This window comes from Maritalea porphyrae (genome assembly GCF_027213965.1).
Classification (GTDB): Bacteria; Pseudomonadota; Alphaproteobacteria; order Rhizobiales; family Devosiaceae; genus Maritalea; species Maritalea porphyrae_A.
On record NZ_JAPWGX010000002.1, the window covers coordinates 461,744 to 480,227 of the forward strand.

The 18,484-nt window shown below is 50.6% G+C and carries 15 protein-coding genes; 9 read left to right on the forward strand and 6 right to left on the reverse strand.

All coding sequences use genetic code 11. From position 1 onward, the window contains the following. Positions 1 to 17 precede the first annotated feature (17 nt). The 5 genes from O4H47_RS06990 to O4H47_RS07010 form a co-directional block, all read right to left on the reverse strand. Positions 18 to 1,250, reverse strand: a complete 1,233-nt coding sequence (locus tag O4H47_RS06990) for an ABC transporter substrate-binding protein (protein WP_269393238.1) — start codon at positions 1,248 to 1,250, stop codon at positions 18 to 20. Between the two features lie 79 nt (positions 1,251 to 1,329). Beyond that, entirely contained in the window at positions 1,330 to 2,394 is a 1,065-nt protein-coding gene (locus O4H47_RS06995) for a branched-chain amino acid ABC transporter permease (RefSeq protein ID WP_269393239.1), read from the reverse strand. Positions 2,395 to 2,396: 2 nt separating this feature from the next. After that, on the reverse strand, positions 2,397 to 3,293 hold the full coding sequence (locus tag O4H47_RS07000) for a branched-chain amino acid ABC transporter permease (RefSeq protein WP_269393240.1): 897 nt from the start codon (positions 3,291 to 3,293) through the stop codon (positions 2,397 to 2,399). Then, positions 3,293 to 5,272: an AMP-binding protein gene (locus O4H47_RS07005; protein WP_269393241.1), complete on the reverse strand. Its 1,980-nt coding sequence runs from the start codon at positions 5,270 to 5,272 to the stop codon at positions 3,293 to 3,295. The genes O4H47_RS07000 and O4H47_RS07005 overlap by 1 nt, the downstream gene beginning before the upstream one ends. Beyond that, positions 5,272 to 6,060 (reverse strand): ABC transporter ATP-binding protein, encoded by a 789-nt coding sequence (locus O4H47_RS07010; protein WP_269393613.1) that lies wholly within the window; start codon positions 6,058 to 6,060, stop codon positions 5,272 to 5,274. Before O4H47_RS07010 ends, O4H47_RS07005 begins: the two co-directional genes overlap by 1 nt. 192 nt (positions 6,061 to 6,252) lie before the next feature. On the opposite strand from O4H47_RS07010, the gene O4H47_RS07015 reads away from it, so the two are divergent. Next, positions 6,253 to 8,244 carry a PAS-domain containing protein gene (locus tag O4H47_RS07015; RefSeq protein WP_269393242.1) on the forward strand — a complete coding sequence of 664 codons (1,992 nt, stop codon included), beginning with the start codon at positions 6,253 to 6,255 and terminating at the stop codon, positions 8,242 to 8,244. A gap of 13 nt (positions 8,245 to 8,257) precedes the next feature. Continuing rightward, positions 8,258 to 8,974, forward strand: coding sequence for a winged helix-turn-helix domain-containing protein (locus tag O4H47_RS07020; RefSeq protein WP_269393243.1), 717 nt, complete (start codon positions 8,258 to 8,260; stop codon positions 8,972 to 8,974). Here the strand turns inward: O4H47_RS07020 and O4H47_RS07025 are convergent. After that, a complete protein-coding gene (locus O4H47_RS07025; protein WP_269393244.1) occupies positions 8,971 to 9,435 on the reverse strand; it encodes an Lrp/AsnC family transcriptional regulator in 465 nt (154 codons plus the stop codon). The two genes, O4H47_RS07020 and O4H47_RS07025, sit on opposite strands and share 4 nt — an antisense overlap. A gap of 226 nt (positions 9,436 to 9,661) precedes the next feature. On the opposite strand from O4H47_RS07025, the gene O4H47_RS07030 reads away from it, so the two are divergent. From O4H47_RS07030 to O4H47_RS07060, 7 genes are all read left to right on the forward strand, one after another. Further along, a complete protein-coding gene (locus O4H47_RS07030; RefSeq protein ID WP_269393245.1) occupies positions 9,662 to 10,924 on the forward strand; it encodes a 3-methyl-2-oxobutanoate dehydrogenase (2-methylpropanoyl-transferring) subunit alpha in 1,263 nt (420 codons plus the stop codon). 9 nt (positions 10,925 to 10,933) lie between these two features. Continuing rightward, positions 10,934 to 11,950 carry an alpha-ketoacid dehydrogenase subunit beta gene (locus tag O4H47_RS07035; RefSeq protein ID WP_269393246.1) on the forward strand — a complete coding sequence of 339 codons (1,017 nt, stop codon included), beginning with the start codon at positions 10,934 to 10,936 and terminating at the stop codon, positions 11,948 to 11,950. Further along, on the forward strand, positions 11,950 to 13,215 hold the full coding sequence (locus O4H47_RS07040) for a dihydrolipoamide acetyltransferase family protein (protein ID WP_269393247.1): 1,266 nt from the start codon (positions 11,950 to 11,952) through the stop codon (positions 13,213 to 13,215). Before O4H47_RS07035 ends, O4H47_RS07040 begins: the two co-directional genes overlap by 1 nt. 117 nt (positions 13,216 to 13,332) lie before the next feature. Continuing rightward, on the forward strand, positions 13,333 to 14,769 hold the full coding sequence (locus tag O4H47_RS07045; protein ID WP_269393248.1) for a methyl-accepting chemotaxis protein: 1,437 nt from the start codon (positions 13,333 to 13,335) through the stop codon (positions 14,767 to 14,769). Positions 14,770 to 14,894: 125 nt separating this feature from the next. Then, positions 14,895 to 16,418: an ABC transporter ATP-binding protein gene (locus O4H47_RS07050; protein WP_269393249.1), complete on the forward strand. Its 1,524-nt coding sequence runs from the start codon at positions 14,895 to 14,897 to the stop codon at positions 16,416 to 16,418. A gap of 43 nt (positions 16,419 to 16,461) precedes the next feature. Beyond that, on the forward strand, positions 16,462 to 17,550 hold the full coding sequence (locus O4H47_RS07055) for an ABC transporter permease (RefSeq protein ID WP_269393250.1): 1,089 nt from the start codon (positions 16,462 to 16,464) through the stop codon (positions 17,548 to 17,550). Then, positions 17,550 to 18,470: an ABC transporter permease gene (locus O4H47_RS07060; RefSeq protein WP_269393251.1), complete on the forward strand. Its 921-nt coding sequence runs from the start codon at positions 17,550 to 17,552 to the stop codon at positions 18,468 to 18,470. Before O4H47_RS07055 ends, O4H47_RS07060 begins: the two co-directional genes overlap by 1 nt. Positions 18,471 to 18,484: the final 14 nt, after the last annotated feature.

Below are 18,484 nucleotides of genomic sequence, written 5' to 3' on the forward strand. Positions count from 1 at the left end.
TCCGTCTTCAGCTTCGCTTACAGACCCAACCAGTCGTCACGACGTGGCAGAGTTGTTTCTGAGATGCGTTTAATTTGGACGTCGCCGCCATTGTAGGAACCTTGGTTCACAGCAACAGTCATTAGACCGCGGTGGTCTTTATCTGTCCAAGTTGATGGCAAGCAAACGCCTTCTAGGCCTTCAGGTACCCAGTCTTTTTTGGCATACATGCCGGCTTTGATATTTTCACCGGTGATACCACCATTGGCTTTCGCCCATTTCATGGCGTCCATCATGTAGTAAGCTGAACAAATGCCACGAATGTAGTGGTGAGTTGGCTTGTTTTCACCATTGCCTTGGCCAGCTGCAGCGATCGCTTCAACCAATTTCATGCCCGGCACATCTTGACCAAAGAATGGTGTAGATGATGGGAAGATCAAGTTCTCGGCCTGCGCGGCCAAAATGGTGAGGTAATCGCCAGCCCACACATTGCCCATATAGTTGGCTTCAACACCAACCGTGCCACAAGACTTGAGCAAGGAAACCACAGATCCACCAAGGTTGCCCATGTAAACATATTGAGCACCGGTATCTTTGATGGTTAAGCACTGGGCTTTAAAATCACCTGGCTTCATTGGCACAACAATTGGGTCAGCAACTGTTAGGCCCAATTCAGCGGCATAAGCCGCACAAGCTTCTTTTGGCGCATTTGGATAAGGGTGGTTGTCTCCAGCGTGCAAGAAAATGGGGTTTTCGATGCCTTTTTCTTTTGCGTCCGTAGCCGCCCACTGAGCCAAAGCCCGGCACGTGTCAGAATATGATGGACCATAGAAGAAATTATATGGTGCTGGCTTTTTGGTGGCTGGGTTTGAACCTTGCGGATCCGTTAGATGCGCCGAATAAGACGCAGAATAAACTGGGATCTTATCTTTTGCGACAAATGAGATCAGCGCCTCAGTATCTGCAGTTCCCCATCCTTGCATCGCCACCATGCCGCGTGATGACCAGGCTTTATAGGCAGCCAAAGCTTCAGGCACTTTATATGCATAATCGACCTGCGTCAGTTCGATCGTTGTGCCATCAATACCGCCATGCGCATTCACATAGTTGATCGCATCCGAAACGCCCGGACCATAGTGTTTGCCCACAAAAGCGGTTGGGCCGGTATAGTCAACCAAATGACCTACAAAAACGCTGTCCTGCGCCATTGCAGCAGAACCAGCGAACATGGTCGTCGCAAGAGCTGCCATTGATAATAATTTCAGTTTCACGTTGTTTCTCCTCTTTAAAATTCGGCATATTGTTTGCAGCACCTCTTTTTGCCGAGACCGGGTGCTTTGTTGCATTTGCTTATCTTGAGAACGGAAAGAGCTTCCAGCTGGCGCGGATTTGCTGCCACCTGTGTACAAGTCCCTCAGGTTCAAAGATTAGGAATAGGATGATCGCTGCGCCAATTGACATTTGCTTGACGTAGGCCTTGCCGCTTTCCATTGCAGGAAATGCCACTGCCATTACAGAGGTGATACTTTCCATGAGTTGGGGCAGCAACAAAATGAAAGCAGCACCAAGGATAGAGCCATAAACCGACCCCAAACCACCAATGATGATCATGGCAAGGAATTGGATCGACAACAGAATGGTAAAGCCTTCGACGGACACATATTCAAGATAATGGCCAAACAATGCCCCCGCCAAACCGGCAAAGAAAGATGAGATGCCGAACGACAAGATTCGATATTTGGTAAGATTGACGCCCATCACTTCTGCGGACAGATAGTGATCACGCACAGCAACCAGCGCGCGGCCATCGCGGGAGCGCAAAAGGTTTGTGACGCCGATGACACTTAAGACGAGCCAAAATAGAACCAAGTAGAAATAGCTCAGGTCTGTGTCCAGCACATAGCCAAATATGTCAGGCCGATCTGCAAGCGCGCCATAGACGCCGCCGGAAAACCAATCTGCACGGGCAAAGAAATCTTCAAGGATGAACTGGGAGGCCAATGTGGCAATCGCCAAATAGAGCCCTTTGATCCGAGCAGCTGGCACACCAAATATCATACCAACTGCAGTGGTCAACAAAGCGGCAGCGGGCATCGATATTAGCGTTGGCACGTTAAAACTTGTGGCCAACCATGCGCTAGCAAATGCGCCAAAGCCAAAGAATGCGCCGTGCCCTAGTGAGATTTGCCCAGTGGTGCCCACCAAGATGTTCAACCCGATCGCTGCGATCGCATAAATGCCAATGACGATGAGTTGGCTAACCCAATAATTGCCCAAGAATGGGGCGGCGATCATTACGGCGACGAGAATGCCAAGCGCCGCATATTTTTCGAAGTGCGTTTTGAACATGCGATTGTCATCGACATATGACGTTCTAAAATCGCCTGCTGGTCGTGGATTTGGTACGTGTCCCACCGCTATATCCTTTCAATGTCTTTGGTGCCAAACAAGCCGTAAGGTTTGATCATCAAAATAATGATGAGCACGTAGAACGGAGCGATGGTGTAAAGGTTGCCGATTTTGAGCCATTGGCCGTCAGCATATTCTGCGAGGTTTTCAAGCACCCCAATGATGATGCCGCCAACAACCGCGCCAACAATTGAATCAAGTCCACCCAAGATGACGGCTGGAAACACTTTGATGCCCACGAACGCTAGGGAGTTGGAAACCGAGTTCACAATTCCGATCACGATGCCCGCAACACCGGACACCATGGCTGAAATGGCCCAAGCCATTGCAAAAGTCTGTTTGACTGAAATGCCCAAGCTTTGTGCGATCTGCTGATCAAATGCCGTGGCCCGCATGGCCAAGCCGTGCCGCGTGAACCGGAAGAACCAGAAAAACACAGCCATAATGACGACGGATAAGACCAGTGACAGCAGATAGGCAACTTCAACATTAAGCCCCATGATCGAGACCACGTCTGAGGAGCCAAAAACATCTGGGAAGCGTTTTGCGTCGTTGCCAAACACCCAATTCATCAATGACTGCATGAAGATCGACAGGCCAATGGTGACCATAATCACTGATATAATCGGTTCGCCGATCAAAGGCCTTAAGATCACGGTTTGCACTACGATGCCAAAGATCGCCATAAAGATCAGCGTGAATATGAAGGCGAGGAAAAACGGCAACTGCATTTGAGTGACCAAAGCCAAACAAACCCATGCGCCTAGCACCAAGAACTCCCCTTGGGCGAAATTGACCACTTGCGTTGATTTATAGATCAACACAAAGCACATGGCGACAACGCCATAGAGCATGCCTACGATCAAGCCGTTGACGAGGAGTTGGAAAAACAGATCCCACTTCATTATGCTATGCTCCCTTCCAGTGCGCTTTCATCATCGAGCCGCTGCACTTTGAGTGATGTTTTGATGCGTTGTTTGGTGCCGTCCTGGAAAGAGATCACCGTGTCGATATCCACATGGGTGTCGTCCGAGTAGAGCTTTCCAATAATGTCAGCATATTTGTCGGCGATCACGCTGCGGCGCACCTTTTTGGTCCGCGTTAGTTCGCCGTCATCTGCATCAAGTTCTTTGTAAAGTAGTACGAATTTCTTGATCCGCTGCGCCTCTGGCAGATGCTCGTTCACTGCTTCAACTTCTTTGCGCAAAAGTTCATAGATTTCGGGTCGAGACGCCAAATCAGTGTAGGTGGTGAATGCGATCCGGCGCTGTTCTGCCCATTTTGATACAATGGGATAGCGGATGCAGATCATGGCAGAAATATAGGGCTGATCTTTGCCCAAAATCACAGCCTCAGCCACAAAGGTAGAGAATTTAAGCTTGTTCTCAATAAACTGAGGTGAGAATTTTATGCCCCTGCTGGTTTCGGACAAATCTTTGATCCGGTCGACCACCACCAAGTGGTCGTTGGCATTTAAATAGCCCGCATCACCAGTGAGGAAATTGCCTTCACTATCGAACGCTTCTTCGGTGTCTTTAGTGTTTTGATAATAGCCAGTCATCAAATTGGGGTGCGAGACGATGATTTCGCCCATACCTTCTTCATCTGCATTGCGGATTTTGATGGTACAATCATTCATCGGGAACCCAACCGTATCATGGTCAATATCGTCCCATTTATGGATGGTATAGGCACCAAGACCCTCGGTTTGACCGTAAAGTTGCTTGAGTGGCACACCCATGGCTTGGAAGAATTTAAACGTATCAGGCCCCATCGCCGCTCCGCCCGTGGCTGCAGACTTGAGGCGGGAGAAACCAAGACGGTCACGCAACGCACGGAACAAGATGATTTCGGCCGCTTGGGAACGTTCGCCGCGCTCTAATGCCTGAATGCCGGCTTTTACGCCCCAATCAAAAATGGCCTGCTTCCACGCAGAGCTTTCCATCATGCGGGAGCGGATATCCGCTGCCACCATTTCCCAAACGCGCGGCGATAGCAGCACAAAGTGTGGCCCAATTTCGCGCAAATCCGACATAGCGGTTTCTTCAGCTTCAGGGAAATTGACGATCATGCGGGCAACAAGGTTCCACGCCACCGAATACATTTGCTCCATCACCCAGGATAGGGGAAGCACGGCCAAATATTCGTCACCTGCTTCCATTGGGTCTGCGCGCAAATAATTCACAGCATGACCCAGAAAGGCAGAGTGCTTCCACATGGCGAGTTTTGGGTTTGATGTTGTGCCTGACGTCGTGCACAAAACCGCCACATCGTCTGTTTGGGTCGCTCCAACCAACTCATCATGACGGTTTGGGTTTTTGGCGGCGATATCTGCGCCAATTTTTTCAAGATCGGCCAAATAGATCAGGCGCGGGTCATCATATTTCTTCATGCCGCGCTTGTCGTGATAAATGATCTTTTCAATCGAGGGAACGCGATCGCCCAGCTCTAAGAATTTATCGACCTGCTCTTCGTCTTCCGCCACTACGATTTTTGGTTTGGCGTAATTGACCAAATATGCGATCTCTTCTTCTAAGGCTTCTCGATATATGCCCATGCTCATTGCTTTAACGGTATGGGCTGCAATTTCACCCCATACCCACTCTGGCCGATTGTCACCAATGATGGCGACAACATCGCCCGCACCTACGCCAAAATGGTCAAAAGCGAGAGCCATGTTTTTGACGTGGTCGTTAAATTTTTCCCAAGTGATCTCGTTCCAAATACCAAAGTCTTTTTCGCGCTGTGCAATGTTTTTTGGGAACGCTTTGGCGTTGGCCAATAGGAGTTTTGGCAGAGTGTCATTGCTCTGCACGGCCGCTGCATGGCGGGCGCCTGCGTCCCAATCGATTTTTGAACCTGAAATTTCGCGATGGACGGTCATTAAACAGCCTCCTCTTCGTCGAGGTCAAAATCATCAACGCCGAGATAGGCCACTTTTACCTGTTCGTCTTCGATCACGTCTTCTGGCAAGCCTTCTGCAATTTTCTGCCCGAAATCGAGCACTGCAACGCGATGCGAAATATCGACCACCACTCCCATATCGTGCTCAATCATCACAACGGTAATGCCATATTGCTCGTTGAGTTCGATGATGTAGCGGGCCATGTCCTCTTTTTCTTCAAGGTTCATGCCCGCCATTGGCTCATCGAGCAGGATCATTTTTGGTTTGATCGCAATTGCTCGGGCCAGTTCCACCCGTTTGCGCAAACCATAAGACAACGATCCAGCAGGTTCGTTGCGCACGTGCTGGATTTCAAGAAAATCAATGATGTCTTCAATATCGGCGCGCGCGGCTTCTTCTTCTTTTTGTGCACCACCAACCCAATAGAACATGCCCGTGAGGAAGTTGTTTTTCAAAAGATGGTGCTGGCCGACCAAAATATTGTCGATGACCGACATATGACCGAACAGCGCCAAGTTTTGAAAGGTGCGACCAATTCCAATTGCTGCGCGATCATTGATCGAGCGCTTCAACAGGTCTTGGCCATCATAGGTTATGGAGCCTTCTTGGGGGCGATAACGACCCGAAATGCAGTTCAGCATCGAGGTCTTACCCGCGCCGTTGGGCCCGATTAGCGAGAAGATCTCATTCTCATTCACGTGAAATGATATGTCCGTCAACGCTTTAACGCCGCCAAAGCGCAGCGACACATTTTCAACGTCCAACATCTTGGTTGGTGTAGTCAATTTTCTTCCTCCCCGGCGCATCTGAATTTTTAGTTCTTGACCGATATGCGAAATTGAGTTTCGTCTATGGGCAACCGATGCGCAACGTCCTTGGCACTCTTATAGGCAGTTCTTCTTGCAAGAGTTTGCCCAAATTGTACGCAATTGTGACAAGCGCAACAGAGGGAGAGGAATGTGTCGGAGCGCCCTGAACTCAACGACGCCCAAGCTGTTGAATTGCTTATTCAAATCGAAGCTGGGCTTGATAACATCGACCAGGGCATCACTGTGTTTGACAAGAACTTGCAACTGGTTTTTGCCAACAAGAGATTGGGGGAATTGTTGGACGTGCCCCAACAATTGCTCACGCGCGGCACCACCTTTGAAGATGTTATTCGCTACAATTCAGAACATGGCGAATATGGGCCCGGCGATGTTGAAGAGCAGGTGCAAGAGCGGATTCGGGTGGCGCGCGAGTTTCGTGCCCACACTGTTGAACGGGTGCGACCAAATGGCCGGGTAATAAGGGTAAGCGGCGCGCCGTTGGCCAAGGGCGGTTTTGCAACAATTTACACGGACATCACCCAACAACGCCACTACGAGATTGAACTGCAGCGCCGGATAGACGAGCAAACGCGCGACCTTCGTCGGTCCGAAGAGCGGCTACGCCTAATCGCCAACGAGGTACCTGCGGGCATTGCCTATCTTGATCAGGATGAGGTGTTTCAGTTCGTCAACCGGCGGTTTGCGCAAAGCTATGGGTTAAACGTAGATGAGGTTTTGGGGCGCAGTACCCATGAGATTTTGGCGCGAGAAATTCATGAGGTTTCGGCCCCCTATTTTGCCCGCGCAAAGCTTGGTGAGGCCACCGAGTTTGATTTGGATTTCAATCATATCGATGGGCGTGAGTTAGACATTCGCACCTTTTTGCGACCAGACCTTAGGATCGATAAAACCGTTCGTGGTTTTTATGTGCTTTCCATTAATTTCACTCAGCAGCGCGCCGCCGCGCAGGCGCTTAGCCAAGCACAAAAAATGGAGGCTATTGGGCGGTTATCGAGTGGCATTTCTCATGATTTCAATAATCTTTTGACCATCATTTTGGGCAATTTGCGGCCGCTTGCCGAACGGGTTGAAGATGCGGAATTGATCAAAGAGATGATCAACCCTTCCCTGCGGGCGGCGAAACGTGGTGCCGAATTGACCCGCCAATTGTTGACCGTTGCCCGCCGGCAACCGTTGGATGCGCGTATCGTCAATGTGCACGAGGTTTTTGATGGGCTTCGCGAACTCATTAAACCCTCACTCCCTTCCAGCATTGAATTGAATATGGTGGTGGAAGGCGAGCGATTATTTGCCAAGGTCGACCCCGGGCAGATGGAAAACGCGCTGTTGAACTTGGCGCTCAATGCAAAGGCGGCCATTGACGACGCCCACAAACAAGAACAGGGGCATATTGGCCTGATGCTGCGCGCTGTAACGCTTGGCAACATCCAAGCGGAGCGCTTCGGTTTAATTCCGGGCGACTACATTGAAATCAGTTGTGAGGACAATGGGGCGGGCATGCCAACAGCGGTGCAAAAGAAAATCTTCGATCCGTTTTTTTCAACCCGGGGCGAAGCGGGTGGCACCGGGCTTGGGCTATCGATGGCACAAAGTTTTGTTGAGGTTTCAAGTGGGTACATTGGCGTACAAAGTGAAGCCGACAAAGGAACAGTTTTTACCATTTTAATCCCACAGGTTCGCGAGGCTCCGCAGGAAAACGAACCACTGGCACCGGAGTTTTCGACGCAATTTGAAGGTCAGATGGCCCTATTGGTCGAGGACCAAGATGAAGTGCGTGCGGTCCTGCGACGAGAACTTGTTGAACTTGGGTTTTCAGTAATGGAAGCGGAAAACGGCGACGAGGCCATTGAGCTACTGCAGACCATTGACGGTTTTGACTTGGTGCTGTCTGACATTTCCATGCCCGGGCAAACCAACGGCGTAAAACTGGCGCAAATTGTGGCAAAGCGGTTGCCGCTCACCTCGATTGTGTTGATGACGGGGCAGGCGCACTTCGACCAAGACCAAAGCATTAAACACCCTGTGTTGCGCAAACCATTTGAGCAACATAAGCTGATTGAAGCGATCCAACATGCACAAATTGCGCGGAGCAATTATGCCAATATGGATGCGACAGAGTGAGTAACACAATCCAATGAGTGGCAAAATCATCTATATTTTGGAGGATGACGCGGACGTTCGAGCGCTCTATGCGCGCGAGTTGAAAGCGCATGGTTTTGCGATCACTTCATTTGGCACCATAGCCGAATTCGACAAGGCATTGGCACAGAGCGAACCTGATCTTTGCATCATCGATTTGTCTTTGCCGGACGGCGATGCACTGACTTTGTTGCGTGACACGCTGGGGGAAATGGACATTCCCACCATTGTGGTGAGCGGTCGCGGCGCGTTAGGCGACCGCGTGTTGGGGCTTGATTTTGGCGCCGACGACTATTTGGTCAAACCGATTAACACCATTGAGTTGGCGGCCCGGGCTCGCAGTCTATTACGGCGGGTTGAAAAGATGGCAGCGGCGGCCCCAAGTGAGCGGTTGGAAAAAGTGGTGTTTGCCGATTGGCATGCTGATTTTTCAACGCTTGAATTGGTCAGCCCTGTGGGTGACAAAGAACAAATGAGTGCCGCAGACGCACGGCTGCTCAAAATCTTTGTCTCTTCACCTGGCAAGGTCTTGTCGCGCGATCGATTGATGGATCTTTATGCAGAAGACAGCGATGCTTTTGACCGCTCCATCGATGCACAAGTCTCACGGTTGCGCAAAAAATTGCAGGACACGGCAAAAAATCCAAAATTGATCCGTACCGTTTATGGTGCCGGCTATGTATTTACCCCAAAGGTCGAAGTTACCTCTTAGCGTGGGTCTGGCAGGCGATTACGCTTGACGATGCGACGCAAAGCAAAACGTGAGCGGATCATGCGGATGCCGGGCACCCGGGTTAGTTTTTCTTGCAAAAATTTCTCATAAGAGGCGAGATCTGCAGCCACCACACGCATCAAAAAATCTTGACTACCGGTCATTATGAAGCATTCCATCACCTCTTCGAATGACACCACCTCTTTTTCAAATCGTTGAAGCGCTTCCGCGCCTTGATTTTCCAATTCAACCGACACAAAGATAGATATGGGCAATCCCATTTTGTCTTGATCAACGGTGGCCGTATACCCGGTGATGACCCCCTCTTCTTCCAGACGCACAATGCGGCGGGCGCAGGGCGTCGGGGACAGACCAATGCGTTCGGCAAGATCAATCGTTCGAATGCGGCCTTCTTGCTGCAAAATAGCGACTATCTTTCTATCAAGTGCATCGAGCTTCATTTTTTGCCTAATATGTATTATGATTTTGGTGATTATACTCAAAAATTGACTGTCGCACAGCATACTTTAGTGAAAAACCGCGCTGGAAATGTTCAAAATAGTAAAGATGGCCCGGGGGGAGCTAGGGTTCAAAAGATAGGTCAGCTTAACTGACGTTTAATTCTCCCGGATTGATGTACACTTTGATGGCGGCGTGCCCAACCTTTGCGGCAGGTTTGGAGGATTTATGGCAGACAAAATTGAGGGCGGGTCAAAAGGCCCCCTGAGTATTCACATTCCGGAGCCTCCGGGGCGCCCGGGTGACAAGCCTGACTTTTCGCACATCAAAATTCCCAAAGCGGGTGAAACGCGCTGTCCGGACCTTGATACCAAGGCAGAGGACATGCGCGACATGGCCTATAAGATTGTGCGTATTCTAGATCGTAACGGCAAAGCTGTTGGCCCATGGGCTGACTTTTTGGGTGATGATTTAAACAACGACACCTTATTGCGCGGCCTCAAAGACATGATGGTTACGCGGGTGTTTGATCAGCGCATGCAGGTTGCCCAGCGCCAAGGCAAAACATCCTTTTATGTACAATGTACGGGCGAGGAAGCGATCGCCACAGGTTTCCAGCGCATGTTACGCCCCGGCGACATGAACTTTCCCACCTATCGACAGCAGGGATTGTTGATCGCGGCGGAATGCCCGTTGATCGACATGATGAACCAAATCTATTCGAACGAAAAAGACCCCCTGGATGGGCACCAATTGCCCGCGCTTTACTCGTTCAAAGACCATGGATTTTTCACCATTTCAGGCAATTTGGGCACCCAATATGTGCAAGCGGTTGGCTGGGCCATGGCATCTGCAATTTCGGGCGACGACAAAATTGCATCGGCGTGGATCGGCGACGGCTCCACTGCTGAAACAGACTTTCATTCCGGCATGCTGTTCGCATCGGTTTATAAACCCCCAGTTGTTTTGAACATCGTGAATAACCAATGGGCCATCTCCTCCTCCAATGCGATTGCGGGTAGTCAAAACACCACATTCGCAGCTCGCGCCCTTGGTTATGGGTTCCCATCGATTCGTGTCGATGGGAACGATTATTTGGCTGTGCTTTCGGCTTCAAAATGGGCGCAAGAACGCGCCCGACGCAACCTTGGCCCCACGTTGATCGAGTGGGTGACCTATCGCGTTGCTGCGCACTCAACTTCTGATGATCCAAGCGCTTATCGACCACAAACCGAAAGCGATGCTTGGCCGCTGGGCGATCCAATCGAACGCCTAAAACGGCACTTGATCTTGCATTCCGATTGGAGTGAGGAGCGTCACACTCAAGCGCAGGCTGAAATTGAAAGCGAGATCATCCGCATTCAAAAAGAGGCCGAAAGCTACGGCACGCTCAACAAAGGCCATGGGCCGGATGCTGAGAAGATGTTTGAGGGTGTCTACAAAGAAATGCCAGAACATCTGGTTCGTCAACGCATTGAATTTGAGAAGTAGGGTTAGATCATGGCACGCATGACAATGATTGAAGCCATCCGCGATGCGATGGACGTGAAAATGGGCCAAGACGAGAAAGTCGTGGTTTTTGGCGAAGACGTGGGCTATTTCGGCGGTGTTTTTCGCTGCACCCATGGTTTGCAAAAAAAATACGGTAAGGACCGTTGCTTTGACGCGCCGATCAACGAAAGCGCCATTGTGGGCGCTGGCATTGGCATGGCGACCTATGGCATGCGCCCCTGCATTGAAATCCAGTTTGCAGATTATGTGCTGCCCGCATACGACCAAATCGTATCTGAGGCCGCACGCATGCGGCACCGCTCAAACGGCGAGTTCACTTGCCCCATGGTTATCCGCATGCCTACGGGTGGCGGTATATTTGGCGGACAAACCCACTCGCAAAGTCCAGAGGCGATCTTCACCCATGTCAGTGGATTGAAAACGGTTATCCCATCCAATCCATATGATGCCAAGGGATTGCTGATAGCTGCGATTGAAGACGACGATCCGGTGATCTTTTTAGAGCCAAAACGGCTTTACAATGGTCCTTTTGATGGCCACCACGAATTGGCCGTTACCCCTTGGTCAAAACATGAAATGGGCGAAGTACCTGAGGGGCACTACACAGTGCCCATTGGCAAAGCCAATGTGGTGGAAAAGGGTTCCGACGTCACAATTCTAGCCTATGGCACTATGGTTTATGTGGCACAAGCCGCAGCCCGTGAGCAAGGCATTGACGCCGAAATCATCGATTTGCGCTCTCTTTTGCCGCTGGATTTGGACACCATTGTTAAATCTGTCGAAAAAACCGGCCGCTGCGTTGTGGTGCATGAGGCAACACTGACTTCAGGCTTTGGCGCTGAGTTGGCCGCTCTTGTGCAACAACACTGTTTTTATTCCCTAGAAGCGCCGGTAAAGCGCGTAGCTGGTTGGGACACACCCTACCCACACGCACAAGAATGGGATTATTTCCCCGGGCCAAAACGTGTCGGCAAAGCGCTTAAAGCTACATTGGAGGCAAAATAATGGGTGTTCATGTCATTAAGTTGCCCGATGTGGGCGAAGGTGTAGCAGAAGCTGAACTGGTAGAATGGAGTGTTGAAGTTGGCGATGTGGTCGCCGAAGACGACATTATCGGCGCGGTGATGACCGACAAGGCCACGGTGGAAATTCCCTCGCCTGTGCAAGGTACCATTTCTTGGCTTGGCGCTGAGATTGGGGATACGGTTATTGTTGGGGCGGACCTGATTAAGATTGAGGTGCTTGGCGAAGGCAATCAACAAGCAGAACCCGCACAAATTGAACCTGCGCCAGACGCAGCACAACCAGCATTGCCTGAAGTGCCAGCGGCCACCAACCCGATTGTCCCCCCTACAAATACAGCACCGCAAGGTCAGCAATTGGCAGTGTCAGAGGGCGGCAAAGTCTTGGCTTCCCCTGCAGTGCGAAAACGCGGGGTGTTCCTTAATCTTGACCTCTCTAAGTTCAAGGGAACAGGACCGGACGGCATCATCACCCACGAAGATCTTGATCGGCACTTGCTGAGCCAGCAGTCCAGTGGTGTCGCCATGACGTCATATGAAAAATCGGTGGATGCTGAGACAACTCAAGTCAAGGTTATCGGCCTGCGACGTAAAATCGCTGAACAAATGAGCCGGGCGAAATCGCGCATTCCCCACATTACATATGTGGAGGAAATCGATGTGACTGAACTTGAGGGGTTGCGGCAAAATCTCAACGCGTCCCGCGAAGAAGGGCAGCCAAAATTGTCTTTGCTGCCGTTTTTGATGCGGGCGATGGTTCTGGCGATCAAGGACCAACCGGGCATTAATGCCCATTATGATGACGAAAATGGCATCATTCACCAACATAAGAGCATCAATATTGGCATTGCGGCGCAAACCGACAATGGTTTGATGGTTCCTGTTGTGCGCAATGTGCAAAATCTTGGGCTTTGGAACAGCGCAGACGAAATACTACGATTGGCCGACGCTGCGCGCAACAACACCGCTAAGCGTGAAGAACTATCTGGCTCAACAATCACCATTACTTCGCTTGGCAAAATGGGTGGCATCGTCACCACGCCTGTCATCAACCATCCAGAGGTCGCCATTATTGGGGTCAATAAAATGGAGACAAAACCTTTTTGGGACGGGGAAAAATTTGTGCCCCGCCAGATGATGAACCTGTCCTCAAGCTTTGACCATCGTGTTGTTGATGGCTGGGATGCTGCGGTTTTTATTCAGCGCATTAAATCACTCTTAGAAAAACCACTGTTGATCTTCTCTTAGTCGAGAAAAACGTGAAGTAAACTTGCATAAATACTGGGGCCATTTGGCCCCTTTATTTTGTCGTAAACACTTTATTACCCATATTCAGGCCATTCTCTGCCAAGGTGGAGATATTTGATGACTATTGGTCTTGCGCAAGCGCGCGATGAAATCGAAAATGTTGGCAGTGTGAACCTGGGTGAACTTGGACAACGCGCATCTAAGTTAGGCGTTGAAATTGCTGACGTAAATGGCATTGTGGCCGATCTGAGTGAGATCGGACAAGCGCAGGCAAAATACATTCAATCAGCGGTCAGCGCGTCCCAACAAATGGATCGTGCGAATCAAAGATTGTCTGCCTCGATGGGCGAAACAAAGCAGTCTGCTGATCGCGCGCGGGATGTCTTGAGCTATAGCGCTGAAAAAGTAGCAGCCACAGTTGAGGGCAGCGCAAAAAAAATGCGGGTCCTCAGCGAAAACGCCATTGAATTTCGGGATACGCTGAGTTCGGTCGATGTGACCGCCAAAAAAGTCCAATCCGCCTCCGTCTCAATTTCCCAGATCGCACGGGAAACCCAATTACTCTCACTCAACGCAAGCGTTGAGGCAGCCAGAGCTGGGGAAAGCGGCAAGGGTTTTGCGATTATTGCCACAGCGGTAAAAACCTTGGCCGATGAAATCCAGGGCTTTGCTAATCAGAATGCGCGGAACCTTGAAAAGCTGATGGAGATCTTGCACGGATTGCAGGGCCGCAGCGCAGAAAATGTTGAATTGGCAACCGCTGCTATAAAAGAAGCAGGCGAGGCTGCGCGCACCGGCGAGCAGTTGAACGAGTTGGTTAGTTCAGTAAGCGTCATGGTCAAAGACATTCAAGGTATGACCGAGCCAGTTGCTGAGAACCTACAAGCGGCAAAATCCATAAGCGAAGAACTTAGAAGCTTGGATGGCACTCTGCAAAAAAGCAATGAACGACTAAGCGTTGCCGGTCGCCGCTCAAACACCATTTTGGGAATTGGCGAAGACTTGATGGAGTTCATCGTCAATAGTGGCGTTGAGACCGAAGACAGCAAGTTTATTGACGCCGCCCAGCAAGTTGCAGCAAAAATTTCTAGCATATTTGAAAATGCAATAGAGCGACGCGAAGTCAGCCAGTCGGATCTGTTTGATCAGAACTACCGCCCAATAGCTGGCACTGATCCACAGCAATTAACCACCCGATATCTTGATTTGACAGATGCGCGCTTGCTCGGGTTGCAAGACAGCGTTCTTAAGCTCGACCCAAGGGTGGCGTTTTGTGCGGCGGTTGATACAAATGGGTACTTACCCACCCACAATTCAATCTATTCAAAACCCCAAAGTAACGATCCGGTGTGGAACGCTGCAAACTGTCGCAACCGTCGCATCTTCGATGATCGAACTGGGCTTTCTGCGGGGCAAAGCACAAAGCCTTTCCTATTGCAAACCTATCGACGCGATATGGGCGGAGGCAAATTCGCGCTCATGAAGGACGTTTCAGCTCCAATTTACGTCGGTGGACGCCACTGGGGCGGCTTGCGCATCGGGTACAAAGTCTAGCACATCAATTTTTTTGACTTTTTGATAAAAAAATTGATTTCTGGGTCAAACTCCGCTTGCCTCTTTAAATCATTGTCGACATACTTTACTCGAAATATTCACACGAATATGACGGGGGCGAGGCATTGGATCAGGGGGAGGTCCTTCTAAAACTAGAAGGCATTTCAAAATATTACGGATCGTTCAAAGCAAACGATCAGATTTCGCTGGAGATTTTGCCCGGCGAAATTCATGCGCTCTTGGGTGAAAATGGAGCGGGCAAATCTACGCTTGTCAAAATGCTCTATGGCAGCTTGCAACCTGATGAAGGTCGGATCATCTGGGAGGGCCAAGAGGTACATGTTCCTAATCCAGCGGCAGCACGCGACTTGGGTGTTGGCATGGTGTTTCAGCACTTCTCACTCTTTGACGCGCTTACCGTGGCGGAGAATGTCGCGCTTGCCCTGCCACCGGGCAAATCTCTAAAACAAGTGGCCAAAGAACTCGAAGAGATCTCAACCTCCTACGGGCTTCCCCTTAAAGCCAACGCCCGCATTCACGATCTTTCAGTTGGTGAACGGCAACGCGTTGAAATTGTGCGGTGTTTACTGCAGCACCCAAAACTCATCATTATGGATGAACCCACATCGGTTTTGACCCCGCAAGAAGCTGAGGACTTATTTAAAGTGCTGCGCCGTCTTTCGGACGAGGGCAAAGCCATTCTTTACATTTCGCACAAGTTGGCTGAAGTGCAGGCGCTGTGCCAAGAAGCAACAATTTTGCGTCACGGCAAGGTGGTGGGAGAATGCGTGCCAGGGGATGAAACCCCGATCAGTTTGGCCAAAATGATGGTTGGCTCAGATATTCATGAGATTTCGCCCCGCGATGTTGCGGTGGCCCATGGCGATGTGATGCTACAGGTCAAATCCTTATCGCTCTCGGGATTAAGCGGGTTCGACACTGCCCTAAAAGACATTAGTTTCATGTTACATGCTGGTGAAATATCTGGTATTGCCGGGATTGCAGGCAATGGTCAAAATGAACTTTTTGACGCGGTTTCTGGCGAACGGGTAAGCGAAGAAGAATGCATACTGATTAAGGGCGAGCCTGTTGGAAATATGGGCATTCAGAAACGGCGCAAATTGGGCGCCATGTTTATTTCGGAAGAACGTTTGGGCCATGCCGCTGTGCCTGAGTTTGCATTGAGTGAAAACGTCATCCTTACCCGGCACGGGCTGGACAAAAGCTTGAACAAAGGTCCATTTGTCTCGCGTCGAGCCGCCAAAAAAGTCAAAGACGACATTGTTGCAAAGTTTGACGTGCGCAAAGGGTCTTCAGATCCCACGGCACAATCCTTGTCGGGCGGCAATCTGCAAAAATTTGTGCTCGGTCGAGAAGTAATGGGTGATGCTGAAATTATTGTGGTCAACCAACCCACCTGGGGTGTTGATGCGGGGTCCGCAGCGCATATTCGTCAGTGGCTGGTTGACTTAGCCGCAAAGGGCGCGGCGGTTCTGGTGATTTCGCAGGACTTGGATGAATTGTTTGAGGTGGCGGATGCAATTGCTACGCTAAACGAGGGTCGGCTATCGCCATTTGTGCCGACGCGCTCGACTGACCGACATAAGATCGGCTTACAAATGACAAGTGGAACCCTTGAGCAGGCCTAAAACAGGTCGATTAAGGATCACTTTGGGGGGAAGGTAGAGTAAATTGAGGTTGGAACTAACAAAGCGCAGCACGCCATCTAGTTTGATGACTTACCTGTCGCCGATCATCGGGCTAGCGTTGGCATTAATTGCGGGTGCGATCATGTTTTCCTTCTTGGGAAAACCACCGCTTGGCGCGCTTTATGCCTATTTTATTGAACCTGTCAGCGAAATGTGGAGTGTGCATGAGCTGCTGATTAAAGCCGCGCCCCTTATTCTGATGGGCGCAGGACTTTGCGTTTGCTATCAGTCAAATAACTGGAACATTGGGGCTGAGGGACAAATGATCATGGGGGGCATGGCCGGATCGATTTTGCCCGTCCTGTTCCCCCAGATAGCAGGACCATTTGTGTTACCTGCTATGTTGATCATGGGTGTTATCGGCGGCATGGCCTATGCTGGCATCCCTGCCCTTTTGAAAACCAAGTTCAAAACAAATGAAATCCTAACAAGCCTTATGCTGGTCTATATCGCGCAATTGATTTTGGATTGGACAGTGCGCGGGCCTTGGCGCAACCCACATGGGTTGAACTTTCCTGAAACCCGCCAGTTCGACGCCTTTGCGCGTCTCCCCGAAATGATCCCGGCGGATGGACGGGCGAATTTTGGGTTTGTCATTGCCGTCGTGGTTGCCTTGTTGATTTGGGTTTTAATGGCAAAAACCATGAAGGGTTTCCAGGTCAAGGTCATTGGTGCAAGCCCACGGGCCGCAAAGTTTGCGGGCTTTGACGCCAAGAACATGGTGTTTTTCGCTTTTCTTTTGGCGGGGGCCACGGCCGGATTGGCCGGCATTGTTGAAGTTGCGGGGGCATCTGGGCAATTGCGCACCACCATTTCCCCAGGATATGGCTTTACCGCCATCATTGTAGCCTTTTTGGGCCGGCTAAACCCCATCGGGGCCATTGTTGCTGGACTGGTTTTAGCGCTCACATTTCTTGGTGGCGAAGCCGCACAAATCTCTTTGGGCGTATCTGACAAAGTGGCACGAGTGTTCCAAGGGTTGATCCTTTTCTTTGTGTTGGCCTGTGACACCTTAATCCTTTATCGCATCCGTTTTGTTGCTTCAAAGATCATTCCAAAAGGAGCCGCATAATGGGTATGACCGAAGCCATTTTGCTGACCATTGCGACAGCGGCGACACCATTGCTTATCGCCGCGCTCGGCGAGTTGGTTGTTGAGCGCTCGGGGGTTTTGAACCTTGGGGTAGAAGGTATGATGATCATGGGCGCGGTGGGTGGTTTTGCCGCCGCTAGCCTTACGGGCAACCCGTGGATTGGCATATTGATCGCCATTTTGTTTGGGGCGATCACTTCGCTGGCGTTTGCATTTTTAACTCTTTCCTTGGCCGCAAACCAAGTTGCAACGGGATTAGCACTGACTATTCTGGGACTTGGATTGTCCGGCCTCATCGGAGAGCCTTTCGTTGGGCAAGCGGGAATTAAGCTTTCAAACATCTCCATTCCAGTGCTCACAGATTTGCCACTGGTCGGTCCTTTGCTGTTTGGGCAAGATCCGATTTTTTACATGTCGATTGCCTTGGTGATCGGGGTTGCTTGGTTCTTGTTCAGAACCCGCTTTGGACTTACTCTACGCTCCATTGGCGACAACCACATTTCTGCCCATGCGCTTGGAATTCCGGTTCTGCGTTATCGTTATTTTGCCGTGATGTTTGGGGGCGCATGCGCCGGCCTTGCGGGCGGTCACTTGTCGCTGGTCTATACCCCGCAGTGGGTTGAAAACATGAGTGCGGGTCGTGGCTGGATTGCATTGGCTCTGGTGGTTTTTGCATCATGGCGACCTGCACGGGTTTTGGCCGGTGCCTATTTGTTTGGCGCGGTTTCCATCGGGCAATTGCACGCCCAAGCGCTTGGCGTTGGCGTGCCTTCGCAATTGCTCACTGCTTTGCCTTATATCGCAACCATTGTTGTGCTGGTCTTAATCTCACAAAATGTGCGCACAACCTTGATCAACACACCCGCCATGTTGGGACGGGCGTTTGTACCTGAACGATAGAATCACATAGAAAC